Genomic DNA, 18,966 nt, shown 5'->3' with positions numbered 1-18,966 from the left:
ATTCGCGCGTGCGTCCCGACATGAGACGCCGGGTCCGGGGCCGGCAGAAGGAAAGCGGAATGCACCTGTTCAGGAAGGCGACGCCCCCCCTCTTCCCGCTGCGTCCGGGCTCGCCCATCGGCGCCAGCGCCGGCCGGGGCGATGCCGCGCCGTTCGGGCGGTCCGAGGCGGGTGGCCCGGAAGTCACGGCCTTCACCCTCGACAACGGCCTCGACGTGGTGGTCGTGCCCGACCACCGGGCTCCCGTCGCCACCCATATGATCTGGTACCGCAACGGTTCGGCCGATGATCCGCTCGGTCAGTCGGGCATCGCCCACTTCCTTGAGCACCTGATGTTCAAGGGCACCGAGACGCACCCGGTGGGCGCCTTCTCGAAGGCGGTGTCGGGCCTCGGCGGCCAGGAGAACGCCTTCACCAGCTACGACTACACCGCGTATTTCCAGCGGGTCGCCCGCGACCATCTCGGCACCATGATGGCGTTCGAGGCCGATCGCATGAGCGGTCTCGTCCTCGACGACGCCGTGGTGGCGCCGGAGCGCGACGTGGTGCTGGAGGAGCGCCGCATGCGGGTCGAGACCGACCCGTCGGCCCAGCTCTCCGAGGCGATGGCGGCCTCGCTGTTCGTGCACCATCCCTACGGGATCCCGATCATCGGCTGGATGCACGAGATCGAGGGCCTGAACCGCGAGCACGCGCTGGCCTATTACAAGCGCTTCTACACGCCGGAGAACGCCATCCTGGTGGTCGCCGGCGACGTCACGCCGGACGAGGTCCGGCGGCTTGCCGAGACCACCTATGGTCGCGTCACCCCCCAGGGCGCCCGGCCCGAGCGCCTCCGGGCGCGGGAGCCGGAGCCGAAGGCCCTGCGCCGCGTCGCCGTCGCCGACCCGAAGGTCGAGCAGCCGACGCTGCAGCGGCTCTACCTGACCCCCTCCTGCATCACCGCCCGCGACGGCGGCTGCCACGACCTGGAGTTGCTCGCCGAGGTTCTGGGCGGCGGTTCCACCTCCTACCTCTATCGGAAGCTGGTCATGGAGACTGGCCTCGCGGTGAATGCCGGCGCCTGGTACATGGGCTCGGCGATCGACGACACGCGCTTCTCCGTCTACGCGGTTCCCGCCGAGGGCGTGCCGCTGGAGAAGCTGGAAGAGGCCGTCGACAAGGTGCTGCGCCGCGCCCCCGCGGAGGCCCTGGATGCCGAGGCGATCGAGCGCGCCAAGACCCGCCTCGTCGCCGAGACCGTCTACTCGTCCGACAGCCAGTCGTCGCTCGCCCGCATCTACGGCTCGGCGCTGGCGATCGGCGAGACCATCGAGGAGGTCCGCCGCTGGCCGACCGACATCGAGGCGGTGACGCAGGATCGCCTCAAGAGCGCCGCCGAGCACTGGCTGACGCCGGCCCGCTCGGTCACCGGCTACCTGACGAAGGCGCAGGATTCCGACGCCCCGGTTGCGATGGCCGCCGAGTAGCCCCGGCCGCGTCCCGGCGGGCCTGTTCCGGGCCCGCTTCGGGACGTGCCGAACGGGAGCCTTGGCCTGCTCCGCCGTCGCCCGAGAGAGAAGACACGAGGTTTCCATGAGCTTGACCGAGACTCTGGTCGAGACCGCCGCCCCCGCCGCCAGCTCGCCGACCACGGCGCTGCCAGTGACGACCGCCGCCGGCATCGAGGCGTGGCACGTCGAATCCCCCGTCGTGCCGATGATCGCCCTGGCCTTCACCTTCGAGGGCGGCGCCGCCCAGGACCCGGCCGGCAAGTCCGGCTGTGCCCAGATGCTGGCGCGGCTCCTCGACGAGGGCGCGGGCGACCTCACCTCCGATCTGTTCCAGGAGCGGCTCGCCGCCCGGGCCATCGAGCTGTCGTTCCATGCCGGGCCGGACGCGGTCGGCGGCTCGCTGAAAATGCTGGTCAAGCATGCCGACGAGGCGATCGGGCTCCTGGCCCTGGCCCTGGCCAAGCCCCGTCTCGACCCCGACGCGATCGAGCGGGTTCGCGGCCAGATCATCGCCGGCCTGCGCTACCAGCAGAACGATCCGGGAGTGCTGGCCTCCCGCCGCTTCTTCAAGGAGGCGTTCGCCGGCCACCCCTATGCCCGCCCCTCCTCCGGAACCGTGGAGAGCGTCACGGCGATCACCCGGGACGACCTCCTGGCCATGCATGCCCGGATCATCGGGCGCGGCCGGGTGAAGGTCGCGGCGGTCGGCGCCATCGGCGCCGAGCAGCTCGCCGAGGGCTTGAACCGGGCTTTCGGCGCCCTGCCCGAGGCGGGCGCGCTCAAGGCGGTGCCGCGCACGGAGGTGCACGATCTCGGCCAGCGCGTGGTCGTCGATCTCGACGTCCCGCAATCGGTGATCCGGTTTGGCATGGCCGGCGTGCCCTGGCGCGACCCGGACTTCATCCCGGCCTACGTGCTGAACCACATCCTCGGCGGCGGCGCCTTCACGTCCCGCCTTTTCCAGGAGGTGCGGGAGAAGCGCGGGCTCGCCTACTCGGTGGGGACCTCGCTCGTCAGCCACCGGTCGGCCGCGATGACCTGGGGCTATACCGCCACCAAGAACGAGCGCGTCGGCGAGGCCCTGTCGGTGATCGGCGACGAGATCGGCCGGCTGATCGCCGACGGGCCGGACGACGACGAGTTGCAGAAGGCCAAGGACTATCTGACCGGCTCCTACGCGCTCGGCTTCGACACCTCGACCAAGATCGCCCACCAGCTGGTGCAGATCGCCTTCGAGGAACTGGGCATGGACTACATCGCCCGGCGCAACGCCATGGTCTCGGCCGTGACCCAGGCGGATATCCGCCGCGCCGCCGCCCGCACCTTCGCGGACGGCAAGATGCTGGTGGTCGCCGCCGGTCGTCCGGTCGGGCTCTGAGGGGCAGGACTCGGAACGCGGGTCCACCGCGTCCGAGTGTCGATCGCCCGGTCACAACCCCGCCGTCATTCCGGGGCGCCGCCGGCGAGCCCGGAATCGAGAGTTGCCGACGGCGCCCTGTTGGGTGGGCATTCGGTGCGGTTCTGGATCCCGGGCCCTGCTGCGCCGTCCCGCAATGACGGGTTCGTCAACGAGAGACGCGGCTTTCCCGGGTTGACCCGCCTTCGTGGCTCTCTTCGGAGGCGCGCGACGCCAGGATCGTCGGCGTTGCACTGTCCTGGGCCTCTGCGCTGCGCTTGTGATGAGGCGACGGTGAGCTCCGAAGTCTTCGCAACCCTGACGCGGGTCCCCACCTGAGGCCCAACGGCGCCAACCCCCGGACCGACATGCAGCTCACCGGCATCCACCATCTCACCGCGGTGACCGCCCGCGCGGCGGAGAACGTCGCCTTCTACACCGGCACGCTCGGCCTGCGCCTCGTGAAGAAGACGGTGAACCAGGACGACGTCTCGGCCTACCACCTGTTCTACGCGGACGGGCTGGCGAGCCCGGGCACCGACATCACCTTCTTCGACTGGCCGGCACCCCGGGAGCGGCGCGGCTCGAACAGCATCACCCGCACGCATCTGCGCGTGCCCGGCGCGGGCGCGGTGGTGTGGTGGCACGCGCGCCTGCGCGAGGCCGGGATCGTCGAGGCCGAGCCCACCCTGCGCGATGGACGCCTCACCCTGGATTTCGAGGATCCGGAGGGCCAGCGCCTCGCCCTCGTCGATGACGGGGGCAGCGGCCCGGAGCATCCCTGGGACGGATCCCCGGTCCCGGCCGCCTACCAGATCCGCGGCCTCGGCCCGATCCGGCTCTCGGTGCCGGACCCGGCCCGCACCGCGGCGGTGCTGACCCAGGTCCTCGGCATGCGCCGCGATCGCGCCTTCGAGACGAGCGACGGCCCGGTGGAGGTCTACGCCATGGGCCCCGGCGGCCCGGCCGCGGAGGTTCAACTCCTGGCCGACCGCTCCGCGCCGGCCGGTCAGGGGGCGGGCGCGGTCCACCACGTGGCCTTCCGCATCCCGGATGCGGATTACGGCGCCTGGGCCGACCGGCTGAGGGCCGCCCGGGTGCCGACGAGCGGCCCGGTGGACCGCTACTACTTCCGCAGCCTCTACTTCCGCGAGCCCAACGGCATCCTGTTCGAGATCGCCACCGACGGGCCCGGCTTCACCGCCGACGAACCTCTGGAAACCTTGGGCGCGCGCCTCGCCCTGCCGCCCTTCCTGGAGCCCCGCCGCGCCGAGATCGAGGCCGGGCTGAAGCCGCTCCGGCCCGGCGAACCCGGCTGAACGCACCGCACGGGACCGCGGCTCGACAGCAACCCTCCCATGTCGGCAGCGATGCTGCAGACCTCCCGCGAAGGCGCTAAATATTCGAACGATTCCAGACCGTTCACTTCTTTCGTCAGTGTGATCCCGGCACGCCTTGACGGGTGTGCTGCAACTGCGAAAGAAGCAGCGCACGTGTGTTTATCATCCGGATCCGGGCGAGTGCCCTCGCCGAGGATCCACCCCCGCCCGAGGGGGCAGCGGGGATCCGCCGAACCATGGGTCCCGAATCGCCGGGGCCGTGAGCCGAGCATCAGAGGATTCGAGGACTGATCCGTCGATGAGCAAGTTCTACGAGGAGCGCGTTCTGTCGGTCCATCACTGGACCGACAATCTGTTCTCGTTCCGCACGACCCGCGACCCGGCGTTCCGGTTCCGCAACGGTGAATTCACCATGATCGGCCTCGAGGTCGAGGGCCGGCCGCTGCTGCGCGCCTACTCGGTCGTCTCGGCCAATTACGAGGAGGAGCTGGAGTTCTTCTCGATCAAGGTTCAGGACGGCCCGCTGACCTCGAAGCTCCAGCACCTCAAGGTCGGCGATCCGATCATCGTCGGCAAGAAGCCCACCGGCACCCTGGTCCTCGACAACCTGCTGCCGGGCAAGCACCTCTACCTGCTGGGCACCGGCACGGGCCTCGCGCCGTTCCTGTCGATCATCAAGGATCCGGAGACCTACGACCGGTTCGAGAAGGTCGTGCTGGTCCATGGCTGCCGTCAGGTGCAGGAGCTGGCCTACGGCGAGACCATCACCGAGACGCTGCCCAAGCACGAATTCCTGGGCGAGATGATCTCGAGCCAGCTGATCTACTACCCGACGGTCACCCGCGAGCCGTTCCGCAACCGCGGCCGGATCACCGACCTGATGGTCTCGGGCAAGCTGTTCGAGGATATCGGCCTGCCGCCGATGTCGATCGAGAACGACCGCTTCATGCTCTGCGGCAGCCCCGACATGATCCGCGACACCCGTGAGCTCCTGACCTCGCGCGGCTACGAGGAGGGCAACCACGGCGAGGCCGCCCACTACGTGATCGAGAAAGCCTTCGTCGAGAAGTAGTTTTCGGGACTTGGTGTGAGCCCGGTGCGGTCCGCCGCGCCGGGCTTTATCGTGTCGTTTTCTGTCTGTGAATCAACAGCTTGAGGCGTGACGCCGCCGTCCTTGCGAGCGGCGCGAAGCAATCCAGGCGGCGCTCAGGCTTCGGACGGCCTGTCACCTTGGGTCACTGCGCTTCGCGCGTGATGACGGCGAAAGCGAAGGTCCTCACTGCGGTGCCGGCATCCCGTCCGCGAAGGGACCGCCGCCGGCGCTGAACAGCTTGCGCAGGAAGCCCGGAGCGATGGCCGAGAGCGGGTTCACGCTCACGTCCGGAGAGGCGAGCTTGCCGGAGACGCGGAAATTCACCGCGAACAGGCCCTCATTGTGACCGCCGCCGAGGAGGGGCCCGAGCAGCGGCAGCTGTGACGCCACGTTGTTCAACCCATAGAGCGGCACGAATGTGCCATCCATGAGGGTGCGCTCCTGCCCTGTATCGAGCCAGCCCGACAGGGTGAAGCCCATGGCGGCGTTCGAGATTGCCGCATCGCTGAAGGCGACCCGCGTCCCGGTGCGAACGAAATTGGCGCGCATCCGATCGAAGCTGACATCCCCGGCCCCGCGGCCCGGGGCGACCCGGCGGCCGCGGGCCGAGTCCGTGTCGGCCGGCTCCGGCCCCTGCGCCATGATGCTCGACAGCGCCGGTTCGTTGCGCAGGATGAAGTCGCGGATCTGCACCACGCCGGATTGCGGACCGTCGTTGAGGCCGATCCCGGCATTGAGCCGCCCGCCATGCATGCGCCGGTACACGTCGACGAAGCGCAGGGTCGCGCCGGCATCGGCGGAGTCCACGGCGAGCGTCGGCGTACCGCGGTCGCCCCGCGTGACGGAAGCCGCGAAGGGCGCCGATCGGAAGCGTCCGGTGATGTTGGCGCCGCGCAGGGTCTTGCCGTGCAGCGACAGGCGCAGGTTGGCGTTGGTGAGCGCCTCGTCGTTGAAGCCGGTGACGATAGGCACCTGGATATCGGCCTCGACGTCCTTCGGGTTGGTCTCCTTGGCTTCCTTGCCGCCCTTGGCGTCCGGCGCCCCGAGGGACTTCAGGAACGGCCGTGCGTCGACCACGGCGCCCCGGACCACGACCTTGTAGCCGCTGCCGGTCCGGTCGAGGCTCACCCGCAGATCGTCACCCGGCGAGAGCTTGACGTTGGTCAGCTCCGCCCGCTCCAGGCCGCCTTCCGGCGTGATCGACACGCTGCCCCGCGCCGTCGCCGGCCCGGCGTCGAAGGCGAAGTCGCGTAGGTCCAGGGTCTGGCCGCTGTCCACGAGCGTGAAGCTCAGCCGGCCCGGCTTGCCGGCGGATTTCGTCAGTCCCGGCATCAGCCCGTCGATCCCGGCTTTGGCGAGATCCGCCTCGACCCGGATCGGCGGCTTGGCCGTTCCCGGCCGCCCGATCGGCACGACGGCGCGGACCGGGATCGTGCCGGTGAGCTGCGGGGCGGTCGGCAGGCCCTTCCGGCCGCGCACCGCGTCGTCGAGGGAGATGTTGACCACCGCCTCGCCCGGCTGCCCGACCTTGGGCTGGCGCAGGTCGACCGAGACGGGCGCGCCCGCGACCCGGCCGTCGCCCTTCAGCGCGAAGGCGCCGCGGTCGTACGACAGGGAGAATTTGCCCGCCTCCAGCCGGTCCTTGCCCATCACCTTGTCGACCGAGAGGTCGCCCAGCGTGCCGGTCAGCGTCACCGGCAGGTCCGGCAGGTCGGGGATGTGCTTGAGGTCGAGGGGGAAATCGACGCGCAGGTCGGCGCTGCCCTTGATCGTGGCAGGGTCGAGGTCGACGCTCATCACGCTCTTGAACAGCTTCGCCTGGAGGACGGACGCCATTCCGTCGGCGCCCCCGGAGAGCCGCATGCCGATCTGCGCCACCACCCGATCCGGGGTGATCTGCGGGATCACGAAGCTGCCGTCCGTGATTGCGAGCCCGCGTCCGTCCGGCCCGTGCACCTCGGCGGTCACGTTCCGCACGGTGGTCGAGCGTCCCGTGATGACGCCGACGACGTTGCCCTTGGTCACCGGCGGCGAATCGGCGGTGACGTCGATCGCCGCATTCGAGACGTGGAAATCGATATGGACCGCGTCGTCGGGGGCCGGATCGCCCCGGGTCGCGGCGGCCAGCACGGTGCCCGACATCTTCACCCGGATATCGACGGAATCGACCCGACCGCGCCGCAGCTGGTCCACCAGATAGGTCCGGGCCGGCGGCGCGATGTGCTCCGGCCAGAGGCGCAGACCGGTCCGGACTTCGCCGTCATGGCCGACGATGTGGAGCGTGAGGCCGCCATCGTCGGCGGTGGTCCCGATGGTCCCGGTGATCGTCCCCGTCACGCCCGGCGCGGACAGGTTCAGCGCGTCGATGGCGATTCCGCCGTCCCGCCCCGAGAGCTGCGCGTCCATCGCGTCGATCTTCACCGGCGCGTCCTGCGGCGTCGCTCCGCGCAAGGTGGCGTCGCGACTCGACAGGGTCGCGGTCCAGGCCGGGTTGGCGCCGGGCGGGCTGCCCTTCCAGGTACCCATCAGGTGCACGGCATTGCCGGCCCCGTGATAGTCCAGTCCGGTGAGCGACATGACCCGGCCGGCCTCGTCCCAATCCACCGCGGCGTCGAGGCTCTCGACGGTGACCGGGTTGAAGTCCTTCTCCTCGATCAGGAACGTGCCGTCGCCGGTGTGGAGCTTGGCGCTCATCGTCTTGATGCGGCCGGCCGCCAGGCTGACATCGGCGCGGGCCGAGACCTTCAGGTCCGTGGTCAGCGGCAGGCCGGACTGGCCCGAGAGCAGCAGGAGGTCGGTGACCGGCAGGTCGTCGAGGGTGATGACGCCCGAGCGTTCCTGACTCGCGCCGCCGTCGCGCAAGGAGCCGCCGAAGCGCCACTCCCCGTGCGGCCCGTCGAGCCGTAACTCGAAGTTGCGTGTCCCGTTGACGGGATCGCGTCCGAACAGGCCGTTGACCCGCGCGAAGACTGCGCGCTCGTGACCGTCCTCGTCGATCAGCCGCAGACGCGCATCCGTGACGCGGGCGCGGTCGAGGGCGCCGACAACGCCGCTCGAGTCGAGGACGACGCCGAAGATCGACGCGATGGCGGCCGAGAGCGGCGAGACGCTGCCGCGCACCCCGTCCACGCTCGGCGGCGTGACCGGCTCGATGTCGACGGGATGGTTGGCCTCCGAGGCCGCGAACGCGATGGAGCCGTCCCGGTGCACCAGCGCGGTGGTCTGCGTCTCTCGGAACTCGATCGAGCGCGGCTGCAGGTTGAGCCGCAGGAGACTCCAGAGGTCGAGGCTGACCAGCGCCAGCGGCGCCCGTACCACCAGGGCGCCCTGCGGATTGCGGATGTCGAGGCCGGAGAAACGCAGGCTGAGGGCGTTCTCGCGGTCGAGTTCGAGGCTGCTGCCGCGGATCCCGATGCTCCAGCCGGGTCCGATCCGCTCGGCGACCGCGGCGGCGACGCGGCGCGACAGGCCGTCGATCTGCAGCGGCCCGTTCGACAGGCGGACGGCCACGAGGCCGATCCCGGCACCGAGGAGCAGCACCAGGGCGAGGGCGCTGACGAGGCAGAAGCCCCCGACGCGTCGTGCCCTCCCCCGAGGTCTGCATGCCGACGTTGTCTCGTCCGCCATCGGGACCCTTGTTCCGGGGGCTCTGCACGCGAAGCCGTCAGGCGCCGCGGCCGGTGGATCGAAGCGCGCTCACGCTTTACAGCCGTCGCGACTCAAGTTTTGGCTCGGACGTGCCGGGTGCAACTGCGTGATGCCCGGCACGCAATCGATTGCACAACATCAATCGGCCGAAAGGAAGGCACGATGTCCTTGTCCGAGGGTGACTTCGCCCCCGATTTCGACCTGCCCGCCTCTGCAGGAGGCCGAGTCGCGCTGTCCGCGCTCAAAGGTCACAAAGTCGTGCTCTACTTCTACCCGAAGGACGACACGAGCGGCTGCACCCTGGAGGCGCAGGATTTCAACGGTCTCCTGCCGGCCTTCGCGGAGGCCGGCGCGCGGATCGTCGGCGTCTCGCCCGACCCGGTGAAGAGTCACGACAAGTTCTGCAGCAAGTACGGGCTGACTTTCCCGCTCGCCTCCGACGAGGACAAGGGCGTCCTCCAGGCCTACGGTGTCTGGGTCGAGAAGAGCATGTACGGCCGCAAGTACATGGGCGTGGAGCGCACCACCGTGCTGGTCGACCGCGAGGGGCGCATCGCGAAGCTCTGGCCGAAGGTGAAGGTGCCGGGTCATGCCGAGGCGGTGCTGGAGGCCGCCCGGGCGCTTCCCTGAGGGCCGCGAAGGGATCCGGGTCGAGGGGCTCGACGGATCCTTAACCTTACTGAGGGTTGAATAACGGCTCCTGCGGGGCCGTCCGGATGCACTCTCCGAAGATCCTCATACCGCTCGCCCAGCGCCGGGCTGCACCCTGGCTCGCCGCCGGCCTGACCCTCGCCCTGCTCTGGGCCCTCGGCGCCTCCTACGTGATCGTGTTCCACGACGACGTGCTCGCCGGGTTCGTGGCCCGGCAGGGCGCGATGCGGGACGCCTACGAGGCACGCATCGCGGAACTTCAGGACCTGATCGATCGCGACCGGCGCGACCGGGCCGGCTCCGAATCGGGCCTGGCGGACCGGGTCTCGGCGGCGCTGGAGCGCCAGGCGGAGCTTGAGCGGCGCACGGCGGCCCTGGCCGGTCTCGACCGGCAGAGCCCGGCCGATCCGGCGGTCACCGGCACGCTGCCGTCGCGCTCCGATGAGGTTGGGATCGCGCCCGATGACGGGCTCCTGCTACGGCCGTCCGAGGAGGCCGTGCCGTCGCGACCTGCCCGTCGCCCCCTGCCCCGCCGGAGCGCGCGCGATGCCGAGACCGGACTGGTCCGCTTGGAGGCGCGCCTCGAAGGTTTGCAGGCGGCTCAGGGTGAGCGCCTCGCCCGCCTGGCCGTCCGGATCGGCGACGAGGTCCGGCGCCTGCGCGACACGATCGGTCGTACCGGGCTCGATCTCGGGCGTTTCGACGCCCCGACGCCGGCCGCCGGCATCGGCGGCCCGCTGGTCCCGCTCGACGCCCAGGCGCTGGACGGCGCCGGGTTCGAGGCCGGCCTCGCTCTGGCCCGACGGGCGCTCGGCGACGGCGAGCGCCTGCGCCGGCTCGCCGCCGCGCTGCCCCTGGCCCGGCCGATCCGGGGCGAGGCACCAGTGTCGAGCCCGTTCGGCACGCGTCTCGATCCATTCACCCGCGGACTTGCCCTGCATACCGGCCTCGACCTGAAGGCGGAGTACGGCGAGCCCGCCCGCGCCACCGCCGCGGGCCGGGTGACCACCGCGGAGGCCGCGGGAGGCTACGGCAACATGGTCGAGATCGACCACGGTCACGGCCTGGCCACCCGGTTCGGCCATCTCGCCCGGATCGCCGTGCGTCCGGGCCAGCGTGTCGCGGCCGGCGACGTGATCGGCTTCGTCGGCTCGACCGGGCGGTCCACGGGGTCGCATCTGCATTACGAGACCCGCGTCGACGGCGAACCGGTCGACCCGCAGCGCTTCCTGGAGGCTGGCGCCACACTGGCGACGGCGCAGCTCGGGGCTGATTGAGCCCGTCGCCGCAATCCTTGGCCCGTGCTAACCTTCGAGTCGCGATCGGAGGCCGCCATGGCATTGGCCGTGAAGCGCGACGCGCGCATGAGCATCGCCGAGTATAGGCGCTGGCTTGAGCCGCGCCCGGACGGGGAACGTTGGGAGCTGCTCGACGGCGAGCCGGTGCTCATGGCGCCGCCGCGGGAGCGGCATCAGCGGATCGTCATGAATTTGGCGGGACGTCTCGATTCCCTGGCAGAGCCGCGGGGCTGCCGGGCCATGCCGGGCCTCGCGATCCTCAGCGCGGCGATGGATGATTTCGCCCCGGTTCCCGACGTGGTGGTCCGGTGCGGGGCGCCCCTGCCGGACGGCTATGCGGAGGATCCGCTCCTCGTCGCCGAGGTGCTGTCGCCCTCGACCATGAGCCTGGACCGCGGCCGCAAGATCGATTTCTACCGGACCGTGCCGAGCCTCGCGGCGCTGCTGATCGTCTATTCCGACGAGGCCCGGGTCGAGGTCTGGCGGCGCGCGGACGCGGACTGGACCGTGGCGGCGCTGGGGCTCGATGACGCCGTGATGCTCCCGGAGCTTGATGGCGCCGTGCCGGTGCGCGACATCTATCGCGGTCTCACCTTCTGAGCCGCATCCGATCTCAACGGCCGGCTTGACCGGCCCGGCAGAGCATCAAGGCAACGACTTGCCCCATTTCGAAGATTTCTACGCCGCCAAGCTGCGCGGCTCCCTCGGCGTGACGGACGCGGACTCGGTGCTCGACCTGCGCGGCGCCAACCGGGCGACCGCAGAGGCGTCCCTCAAGGACATGCTGGAGCGCAGCCGCTTCGCCAAGGGCAAGACCGTGGCGATCCGCCTGGACCCGCCGCCCGAGGGCGGCGGCGAGACCCTGTTCCAGCCGGCCGGGCGCCTGCTCCTCGACGCCAAGCGCCGCGGGCTGATCGAGCGCCTGCAGACCCTGCCGGCCCAGGACGGTCTCGGGTTCTACGTGGCGCTGTCCGGCCGGACCGAGCGGACGCCGCTGTAGCGGGACGGGATCGTGGCGCCGGCAACGGATCGGGTCCGAGCCGCCGGGCGTTGATCGGTCCCGCATGTCCGGATCCCGCCGATGCCGACCCTCGCTCCTCTCCCCGACCGGGTTCGCCGATGACACCGCTTCCCGGTGGCCGCAACACGATCGAGCGCATCGCCCGGCTCGGCTACGGCGCGCGCGGGGCCGTCTACGTCGTGGTGGGCGCCCTGGCGCTGCTCGCGGCCGTCGGGCAGGGCGGCCGGGCCGGCGACAGCAAGGATGCGTTGCGCGCCGTGCTGGCCGGACCGTTCGGCGCGGTGGTGGTCGGGCTGATCGCGCTGGGGCTCCTGGGCTTCGCGGTCTGGCGCCTGGTCGAGGCCGTCACCGATGCGGACCGGCGCGGCACCTCGGCCAAGGGCTTGGCCGTCCGCGGGGCGCACCTGATCAGTGCCGGGCTCTATCTGGCACTCGCCGCCAGTGCGGCCTCGCTCAGCCTCGGCCTCGGGATGAGCGGCGGCGACGGCATGCACGATTGGACCGCCTGGCTCCTGGCTAAGCCCTTCGGCCGCTGGCTCGTGGCCCTCGGCGGCCTCGCGGTGGTCGGCGGCGGCTTCGGCTTCCTGGGCAAGGCGTGGCGGGGCGACGTCACCGACCGGCTCGCCCTCGACGCCCAGGCGCGCGAGCGCTGGGCCGGCCCGATCGGCCGCTTCGGTTACGCGGCGCGGGGCCTGGCCTTCCTGATCATCGGCGGCTTTCTCGTCGCGGCGGCCTGGCATCAGCGCTCCTCGGACGCCAAGGGATTGACCGAGGCCTTCGCGCTGCTGCGCGCCCAGCCCTACGGCTGGATCCTGCTCGGGCTCGTCGCGGCGGGCCACGCGGCGTTCGGAGCCTTCGGGTTGATCCAGGCGCGCTACCGGCACATCGACGCCCCGGACATCGACAGGGTGGACGATGCGGCGGGCGCCGCGGTCCGTGCGCTGACCTGAGGTCCGCAGCGGCGCAGCGCCGGGCCGGCTTCCCGCCGCGTTGACAGGGCCGGTGCCGCGGCGGATACCCCGCGGCATCCCGATCCGGCACCCGATGCAGCAGCGCTTCTACAAGACTGCGGTGATGGTGGCCCACGACCTCGCGGCGACCGCTGCGGCCGTGGTGCTCACCTTCCTGTTCCGCTTCCAGGGCGGCATGCTCGCCGAGCGCCTGCACGCCCTGCCCCTCTTGCTGCCGCCGTTCCTGGTCTTCGCAGGCCTCGTCTACGGCCGCTTCCGGCTCTACCGGACCAAATGGCGCTTCGCGTCCCTGCAGGATCTCGCCGGGATCGTGCGCGCGGCCAGCGTGCTGGCCCTGGCGCTGCTGGTGACCGACTGGGTGCTGGTCTCGTCCGACCTTTACGGGTTCTACTTCTTCGGCAAGATCGCGATCCTGCTCTACTGGGTGCTGCAGATCTTTTTCCTGGGCGGCGCGCGGCTCGCGTTCCGCTACCTCAAGGACACGCGGTCCCGGCAGTCGAGCGCCCGGGCCGCCACGGTCCCGACACTGCTGCTCGGACGCGGGGCCGATATCGACGTGCTGATCCGGGCGATCGAGGCCGGTTCGGTAAAGAAGCTGGCGCCGCGGGGCATCCTCTCGCCCCGGGCGGACGAGCGCGGTCAGTTCATGCGCGGCGTGCCGGTCCTCGGCGGCTTCCCGGATCTCGAGCAGGTGGTGGCCGATCTCGCCGCCCGCGGTGAGCCGGTGCGGCGGCTGGTGGCCGCCCCGAGCGCCCTCGCCCCGGAGGCTGCGCCCGACGACCTCCTCGTCCGGGCCCGCCGTCTCGGCCTGCCGCTCGCCCGCGTGGCCGGCCTCGGAGAAGGCGCGCAGGGGCCGCAGCTGGCGCCGCTGGAGATCGAGGATCTGCTGCTGCGGCCGACCGTGGCCATCGACCGGACGCGTCTCGAGGCGTTCCTGACCGGCCGCCGCGTGGTGGTCACGGGCGGCGGCGGCTCGATCGGCTCCGAGATCTGCCTGCGGGCTGTGGCCTTCGGGGCCGCCGCGGTGCTGGTTCTCGACTCGTCCGAGCCGGCACTCCACGGCATCCTCAGCCACCCCGCGATCCTGGCCGCGGAGGCCGAGGTGACGCGCGTCCTCGCCGACATCCGCGACCGGGAGCGGACGCATCAGGTGATCGCGGATTTCCGGCCGGATTACGTGCTCCACGCCGCCGCGCTCAAGCAGGTCCCCTACCTAGAGCGGGACTGGCAGGAGGGGATCAAGACCAACGTGTTCGGCTCGATCAACGTCGCCGAGGCCGCGGTCGCGGCGGGCGCCCGGGCCCTGGTGATGATCTCCACCGACAAGGCGATCGAGCCGGTCTCGCAGCTCGGCGTCACCAAGCGCTTCGCCGAGATGGTCGCCCAGGCCCTCGACGCCGAGCAATCCGTCCGGCCGGAACACCGCACCCGGCTGATCGCCGTGCGGTTCGGCAACGTCCTCGGCTCCGCCGGCTCGGTGGTGCCGGTGTTCAAGGCGCAGATCGCCCGCGGTGGCCCGGTCACCGTCACCCATCCGGACATGGTCCGCTACTTCATGACCGTGCGCGAGGCCTGCGACCTCGTTCTCACGGCCGCCTCCCACGCCGACGGCGAGGCGCGCGCCGCTGCGGATTCGGCGCGCGCCGCTGCGGATTCGGCGCGCGCCGCGGTCTACGTGCTCAAGATGGGCCAGCCCGTGCGGATCGCGGAACTGGCCGAGCGCATGATCCGGCTTGCCGGATTCGAGCCCGGCGCGGAGATCGAGATCGCCTATACCGGGGCGCGGCCGGGTGAGCGGCTCAACGAGATCCTGTTCGCCCGCGAGGAGCCGCGCGTCACGCTGCCGGGGATCGACGGGGTGATGGCGGCGCGGCCGGTCTTCGCCGACAAGGCGCGCCTCGATACCTGGGTCGCGCAGCTGCGCGGAGCCGTGGCGGCAGGCGACCGGGCGGCCGCGGACTCCGTATTCGAGGCGGCGGTGCCGCATTTCCGCGAGCGCAAGGCCCAGCGGGCCGGGCCGATCCCGGCGACCGGCGATGGGATAACCGAGGAGGCGCCGCTTGCCGGCGCGACTCCGGCCATCGGCTGACGCATCCGGCCTTCGGAAGCGGAGCGGCCTGTCGGATCCTTCCCGCGGGGATCGCCTCGGCCTCACCGTCTCTCCGAGTGGAGCGAGGCAATCCAGCGCCGCGCCAGAATGACCAGGGCTGCGCCGCCCGGGGTCGTTGCGCTTCGCTCATGATCACGCGGAGCGGGTCCGTCACCCGAGGGCTTTAGCCGGAAACCGTGCCGTCCCGCCCTGAGCGTTCAACCGCCCGCGCGAGCCGCGCCAGCCCGTCCCGGGTCGCGCAGGCCGGGTGCCAGCCGAGCGCCGCGAGGCCGTCGGCGCGGGCCACCAGGCCTTCGGCGATGCGGGCAAACTGCGCCTCCCGCCCCGTCATCCGGCAGGCCAGCTTGAGGAGGCCGGCCGGGACCGGGACGAGCCCCGCGCCGCGGCCGAGGCCCGCGCGGAGCGCAGCGATCATCTCGGGCAGGCTGAGCGGATCCGGGTCGGCCGCGACGAGGGCTCGGTTCAGCGGCTGCGGCGCCCGCAGAACCGTCTCCACGGCCGCCGACAGACTGTCCAGGGATATCAGCGAGCGCCGCGCCGCGAGGCCGCCCAGCGGCAAGGGATAGGGGCTGCGCGCCAGCTGCAGGAGCGCGGCCATGTTGCCCTTCACGCCTACGCCGTAGACGAGGACCGGGCGCAGGGCGACCCAGTCGAGCCCGGTCTCGGCGAGCGCCCGCTCGGCCTCAAGCTTGGAGCGGCCATAGGCGTCGGTGGGCTCCGCGGGGTCGCCCTCCCCGACCAGGCCCGGTGCGCTCGCCCCGACCTGGGCACGGATCGAGGACAGGAAGACGAAGCGGCGCACCTTGGCGCGGGCCGCCGCCTCGGCAAGCTTGCGCGTCGCCTCGGTGTTGAGCGTGCGGTAATCGTCCTCGGGGGCACCCGACATGGCGTGGGCGAGGCCGGCCGAGTGCACCACCGCGTCGACGCCGCTGAGTGCCGCCGCCATGTTGATCGGGCGCGTCAGGTCACCGACCATCGCGCTCGCCGCCCCCTCGGGCAGGGCCGTCGGCCGGCGCAGCAGGACCCGGACCCGGTAGCCGCGGGCCGTGAGATCGGCGAGCAGATGGCGGCCGATGAACCCGGTTGCCCCGGTGAGCGCGATGAGTCCGGTCAAGGCTGAACGGCACTTTCGGCTGGGGCCGGCGCTGGGGCGCGGGCGAAGCGGCGGAGCAGGACCGCGACCAGGACGAGCCCGGCCGCGAGCGCCGCGAGGGTGACCGGCCAGGACGGCCAAAGCAAGGTCGCGGCGGCCAGCGCCGCCAGGGCGAGGTTCACGCCGAAGACCCGCGCCACGATGCCTGGAACGCGCAGGCCGTTCACGGTGGCCCGCTGGTAATAGTGCCCGCGATGCGCCTCCCAGACCCGCTCCCCTCGGCCGGCCCGGGCGATCAGCGTCAGGCCGGCATCGGCCAGGTAGATGAGCGGCAGCAGCAGGGCGGCCGCGAGGCCGCCGGCCACGGCCAGCTGCCAGAGGAGCCAGGCGGTGACGAGCCCGATCGGCAGCGATCCGACATCGCCGAGGAAGAGCCGCGCGACCGGCCGGTTGAACGGCGCGAAGCCGAGCACCGCCCCCAGCAGGCTGGCCGCCACCAGGGCGGCCAGCGGCGGCAGGGGCCCGGCGAGCCCGAGCAGCAGAAGAGTCGCGGTGACCGGGACGAACTCGGCCACCGTCATCCAGTCGAGCCCGTCCATGAAGTTCGTCAGATTCACGAACCACAGGCCGGCGAGAAGCGTGAGGCCGCGCTCGAGCCAGAGGGGAGCTTCGGGCAGGAGCCGCCCGTCGAGGTGCCAGACCAGCAGGCCGACCGTCGCCGCCTGCACGGCGAGCCGGAACGCGGCCGGCAGCGGGCGGATGTCGTCGACCGCACCCAGGACCGCCAGCGCGAGCGCGCAGCCGGCGAGCCAGATCCAGTCCGGCCGGCCGCCGATCTCGGGGGCCGCGATGAACAGACCCGAGATCGTGACCAGAGCCGTGACGACGGCGATCCCGCCGCCCTGCGGGGTCGGCACCGTATGGCTGGAGCGGGCATTCGGCCGCGCCAGGGCGTAGCGCTTCAGGAGCGGGAACAGGCGCAGGATCAGCCCGGCCGAGAGGGCTGCGGCCAGCGGGACGGCGAGAAGCAGGAGCGTGGGCAGCGCGGACGGCATGGGGCCGTCCTACGCGATCCCGGGCGTGACCGTGAGGGGGCGGCTCACGCCGCCCGCACCGTGGCGAGGAAGCGCCCGACCTCGGCGGTGAGGTGCTCGGATTGGCGCGACATCTCGGAGGCCGCGCCGAGCACCTGGGCGGCGGCCGCGCCGGTCTCCTCGGCGGCCTGGGCAAGGCTCGCGATGGTGCCGGTGACCGCGCCGGTCCCGGCCGCCGCCTCGGCGACGTTGCGGACGATCTCCTGCGTGGCCGCGCCCTGCTGCTCCACCGCGGCGGCGATCGAGGCCGCCACACCGTCGATCTCGCGGATGCGCCGCCCGATCCCGTCGATCGAGGTGGCGGCCTGCCCGGTGGAGGCCTGGATCCGGGTGATCTGACCGGTGATCTCCTCGGTGGCCCGCGCCGTCTGGCCGGCCAGTTCCTTGACCTCGGTGGCGACGACCGCGAAGCCGCGTCCGGCCTCGCCCGCGCGGGCCGCCTCGATGGTCGCGTTGAGGGCCAGGAGGTTGGTCTGGGCCGCGATGGTCGAGATCAGGCCGACCACGTCGCCCACCTTCGCGGCGGCGGCGCTCAGGTCCTGCACCAGCGCCACCGTGTCGGCGGCCTCGGCGACGGCGATCCGCGCCAGCTCCGCCGAGCCGCTGACCTGCCGGCCGATCTCCTGGACCGACGAGCCCAGCTCCTCGGCCGCCGCCGCCACGGTGTTGACGTTGGCGGCGGCCTCGTTGGCGGCCGTCGCGACCGTGCCCGACTGGCCGGCCGAGTCCGCCGCGCTGCCGGTCAGGGATCGGGCGGTCGCCTCCAGCTCGGTGGCGGCAGCCGAGACGCCGCCGACGATGCCGCCGACCGCCTGCTCGAAGGCGTCGGCCATGGCCCGGGTCGCGGCCCGGCGCTGGGTTTCGGCATCCGCGCGGGCGAGCGCGGTCTCGGCCTCAAGGGCGCGGCTCCGGATCAGGGTGTCGCGGAACACCACCACCGAACCGGCCAGCGCGCCGATCTCGTCCCGGCGGCTCTGGCCCGGGATCTCGGCCTCGGTGTCGCCGGCGGCGAGGCGCTGCGTCGCCGCTGAGATCGCCCGCAGCGGCCGGCTGACGCCGCGCAGCACCATCGCCAGAGCGCCCAAGGCGACGACCAGCGCGAGGCCGGCGAGCGCCAGCATGTTGCGGTTGGCGGCCGCGTAGGTCTCCTCGATCCGCGTGCCGCTCGCCTTCGAGCCGGCGGCGTTCAGGTCGACCAGCCGGTCCCATTCCGAGAGCACGGCGTTGATGCCGGCCGACATCGCCGTGTTGTAGATCCGCAAGCCGCCGGCGACGTCGCCGGACGTGCCCTTGTCGACGGCTTGATTCTGCAGGGCCGTGTAGGCGTCGAGGTTCCGGCGCAGGGTCGCGTAGGTGTCGCGCTCGGCCTGCGTGAGCGGCTCGGCCTCGTAGCGGGTGAACTGCGCGGCGAGCTGGTCGCCGCGCTTGGCGATCATGCTCGCAACCTCGGTGCGCAGCTCCGGCGTGTCGGCGGTGATCAGGCGCCCGCCGTTGACCCGCTGGCGCATGATGAGGACGCCGATCCGCCCGAGGGAATCTGTGGTGGGAACACGCACGTCGCGCAGCTCCGCCGCGGTGGCGTTGACGCTGCGCAGTTCGGACAGCGATAGGCCGCTCGTGGCGGCGATCAGGAGAAACAGCGCGGCGAGGCAGAGCCCGAGCTTGGCCGCGATCGAGATACCAGTGCGCATGTCACTTCGCCCTCGGTCCCGAAGGAGGACCGAGGGTGTTATGACCCGGGAACGGTTAAACTTGTTT

14 protein-coding genes are annotated in these 18,966 nt (G+C 71.8%); 10 read left to right on the top strand and 4 right to left on the bottom strand.

Annotated elements, in window-relative coordinates; genetic code table 11:
• The first annotated feature begins 59 nt into the window (after positions 1–59).
• The 4 genes from ABIE45_RS17630 to ABIE45_RS17615 all read left to right on the top strand — a co-directional run bounded on the left by ABIE45_RS17630 (position 60) and on the right by ABIE45_RS17615 (position 5,301).
• Positions 60–1,469, top strand: coding sequence for a pitrilysin family protein (locus ABIE45_RS17630; protein ID WP_192710059.1), 1,410 nt, complete (start codon positions 60–62; stop codon positions 1,467–1,469).
• Positions 1,470–1,575: 106 nt separating this feature from the next.
• Positions 1,576–2,871, top strand: coding sequence for a pitrilysin family protein (locus tag ABIE45_RS17625; protein ID WP_192710058.1), 1,296 nt, complete (start codon positions 1,576–1,578; stop codon positions 2,869–2,871).
• Between the two features lie 386 nt (positions 2,872–3,257).
• Positions 3,258–4,208, top strand: a complete 951-nt coding sequence (locus ABIE45_RS17620) for a ring-cleaving dioxygenase (protein ID WP_192710057.1) — start codon at positions 3,258–3,260, stop codon at positions 4,206–4,208.
• Positions 4,209–4,527: 319 nt separating this feature from the next.
• The gene (locus tag ABIE45_RS17615; RefSeq protein ID WP_192710056.1) at positions 4,528–5,301 is read left to right on the top strand and encodes a ferredoxin--NADP reductase; all 774 of its coding nucleotides are present in this window, start codon (positions 4,528–4,530) and stop codon (positions 5,299–5,301) included.
• A 204-nt stretch (positions 5,302–5,505) separates the two neighbouring features.
• Here ABIE45_RS17615 and ABIE45_RS17610 read toward each other — a convergent pair whose 3' ends face one another.
• Entirely contained in the window at positions 5,506–8,949 is a 3,444-nt protein-coding gene (locus tag ABIE45_RS17610) for a DUF3971 domain-containing protein (RefSeq protein WP_192710055.1), read from the bottom strand.
• Positions 8,950–9,132: 183 nt separating this feature from the next.
• Here ABIE45_RS17610 and ABIE45_RS17605 point away from each other — a divergent pair, with 183 nt between their 5' ends.
• The 6 genes from ABIE45_RS17605 (at position 9,133) to ABIE45_RS17580 (ending at position 15,000) form a co-directional block, all read left to right on the top strand.
• On the top strand, positions 9,133–9,600 hold the full coding sequence (locus ABIE45_RS17605; protein ID WP_192710054.1) for a peroxiredoxin: 468 nt from the start codon (positions 9,133–9,135) through the stop codon (positions 9,598–9,600).
• Between the two features lie 86 nt (positions 9,601–9,686).
• Entirely contained in the window at positions 9,687–10,898 is a 1,212-nt protein-coding gene (locus ABIE45_RS17600; protein WP_192710053.1) for a M23 family metallopeptidase, read from the top strand.
• Positions 10,899–10,955: 57 nt separating this feature from the next.
• The gene (locus ABIE45_RS17595; protein WP_192710052.1) at positions 10,956–11,519 is read left to right on the top strand and encodes a Uma2 family endonuclease; all 564 of its coding nucleotides are present in this window, start codon (positions 10,956–10,958) and stop codon (positions 11,517–11,519) included.
• A 58-nt stretch (positions 11,520–11,577) separates the two neighbouring features.
• On the top strand, positions 11,578–11,919 hold the full coding sequence (locus tag ABIE45_RS17590) for a hypothetical protein (protein WP_192710051.1): 342 nt from the start codon (positions 11,578–11,580) through the stop codon (positions 11,917–11,919).
• Between the two features lie 119 nt (positions 11,920–12,038).
• Positions 12,039–12,890: a DUF1206 domain-containing protein gene (locus ABIE45_RS17585; protein WP_192710050.1), complete on the top strand. Its 852-nt coding sequence runs from the start codon at positions 12,039–12,041 to the stop codon at positions 12,888–12,890.
• 94 nt (positions 12,891–12,984) lie between these two features.
• Positions 12,985–15,000, top strand: a complete 2,016-nt coding sequence (locus ABIE45_RS17580; protein WP_192710049.1) for an SDR family NAD(P)-dependent oxidoreductase — start codon at positions 12,985–12,987, stop codon at positions 14,998–15,000.
• A 184-nt stretch (positions 15,001–15,184) separates the two neighbouring features.
• Here ABIE45_RS17580 and ABIE45_RS17575 read toward each other — a convergent pair whose 3' ends face one another.
• Genes ABIE45_RS17575 through ABIE45_RS17565 form a run of 3 tightly spaced genes read right to left on the bottom strand, consistent with a single transcriptional unit; the run spans position 15,185 to position 18,899 of the window.
• On the bottom strand, positions 15,185–16,135 hold the full coding sequence (locus ABIE45_RS17575) for an NAD-dependent epimerase/dehydratase family protein (RefSeq protein WP_192710048.1): 951 nt from the start codon (positions 16,133–16,135) through the stop codon (positions 15,185–15,187).
• Positions 16,132–17,169 (bottom strand): glycosyltransferase family 4 protein, encoded by a 1,038-nt coding sequence (locus ABIE45_RS17570; RefSeq protein ID WP_192710047.1) that lies wholly within the window; start codon positions 17,167–17,169, stop codon positions 16,132–16,134. The genes ABIE45_RS17575 and ABIE45_RS17570 overlap by 4 nt, the downstream gene beginning before the upstream one ends.
• A 44-nt stretch (positions 17,170–17,213) precedes the next feature.
• Positions 17,214–18,899, bottom strand: a complete 1,686-nt coding sequence (locus ABIE45_RS17565; RefSeq protein ID WP_192710046.1) for a methyl-accepting chemotaxis protein — start codon at positions 18,897–18,899, stop codon at positions 17,214–17,216.
• Positions 18,900–18,966: the final 67 nt, after the last annotated feature.

The sequence above is a fragment of the Methylobacterium sp. OAE515 genome (genome assembly GCF_041806315.1).
Taxonomy (GTDB): domain Bacteria; phylum Pseudomonadota; class Alphaproteobacteria; order Rhizobiales; family Beijerinckiaceae; genus Methylobacterium; species Methylobacterium tardum.
This window is presented reverse-complemented; position numbering and strand designations above follow the sequence as displayed.

What these genes read in the sequence shown, in the direction of transcription:
- ABIE45_RS17625 (WP_192710058.1), top strand. Translation starts at nt 1,576, where the DNA reads ATGAGCTTGACCGAGACTCTGGTCGAGACCGCCGCCCCCGCCGCCAGC.
- ABIE45_RS17620 (WP_192710057.1), top strand. Translation starts at nt 3,258, where the DNA reads ATGCAGCTCACCGGCATCCACCATCTCACCGCGGTGACCGCCCGCGCG.
- ABIE45_RS17585 (WP_192710050.1), top strand. Translation starts at nt 12,039, where the DNA reads ATGACACCGCTTCCCGGTGGCCGCAACACGATCGAGCGCATCGCCCGG.
- ABIE45_RS17605 (WP_192710054.1), top strand. Translation starts at nt 9,133, where the DNA reads ATGTCCTTGTCCGAGGGTGACTTCGCCCCCGATTTCGACCTGCCCGCC.
- ABIE45_RS17565 (WP_192710046.1), bottom strand. Translation starts at nt 18,899, where the DNA reads ATGCGCACTGGTATCTCGATCGCGGCCAAGCTCGGGCTCTGCCTCGCC.
- ABIE45_RS17580 (WP_192710049.1), top strand. Translation starts at nt 12,985, where the DNA reads ATGCAGCAGCGCTTCTACAAGACTGCGGTGATGGTGGCCCACGACCTC.
- ABIE45_RS17570 (WP_192710047.1), bottom strand. Translation starts at nt 17,169, where the DNA reads ATGCCGTCCGCGCTGCCCACGCTCCTGCTTCTCGCCGTCCCGCTGGCC.
- ABIE45_RS17595 (WP_192710052.1), top strand. Translation starts at nt 10,956, where the DNA reads ATGGCATTGGCCGTGAAGCGCGACGCGCGCATGAGCATCGCCGAGTAT.
- ABIE45_RS17600 (WP_192710053.1), top strand. Translation starts at nt 9,687, where the DNA reads ATGCACTCTCCGAAGATCCTCATACCGCTCGCCCAGCGCCGGGCTGCA.
- ABIE45_RS17615 (WP_192710056.1), top strand. Translation starts at nt 4,528, where the DNA reads ATGAGCAAGTTCTACGAGGAGCGCGTTCTGTCGGTCCATCACTGGACC.
- ABIE45_RS17630 (WP_192710059.1), top strand. Translation starts at nt 60, where the DNA reads ATGCACCTGTTCAGGAAGGCGACGCCCCCCCTCTTCCCGCTGCGTCCG.
- ABIE45_RS17610 (WP_192710055.1), bottom strand. Translation starts at nt 8,949, where the DNA reads ATGGCGGACGAGACAACGTCGGCATGCAGACCTCGGGGGAGGGCACGA.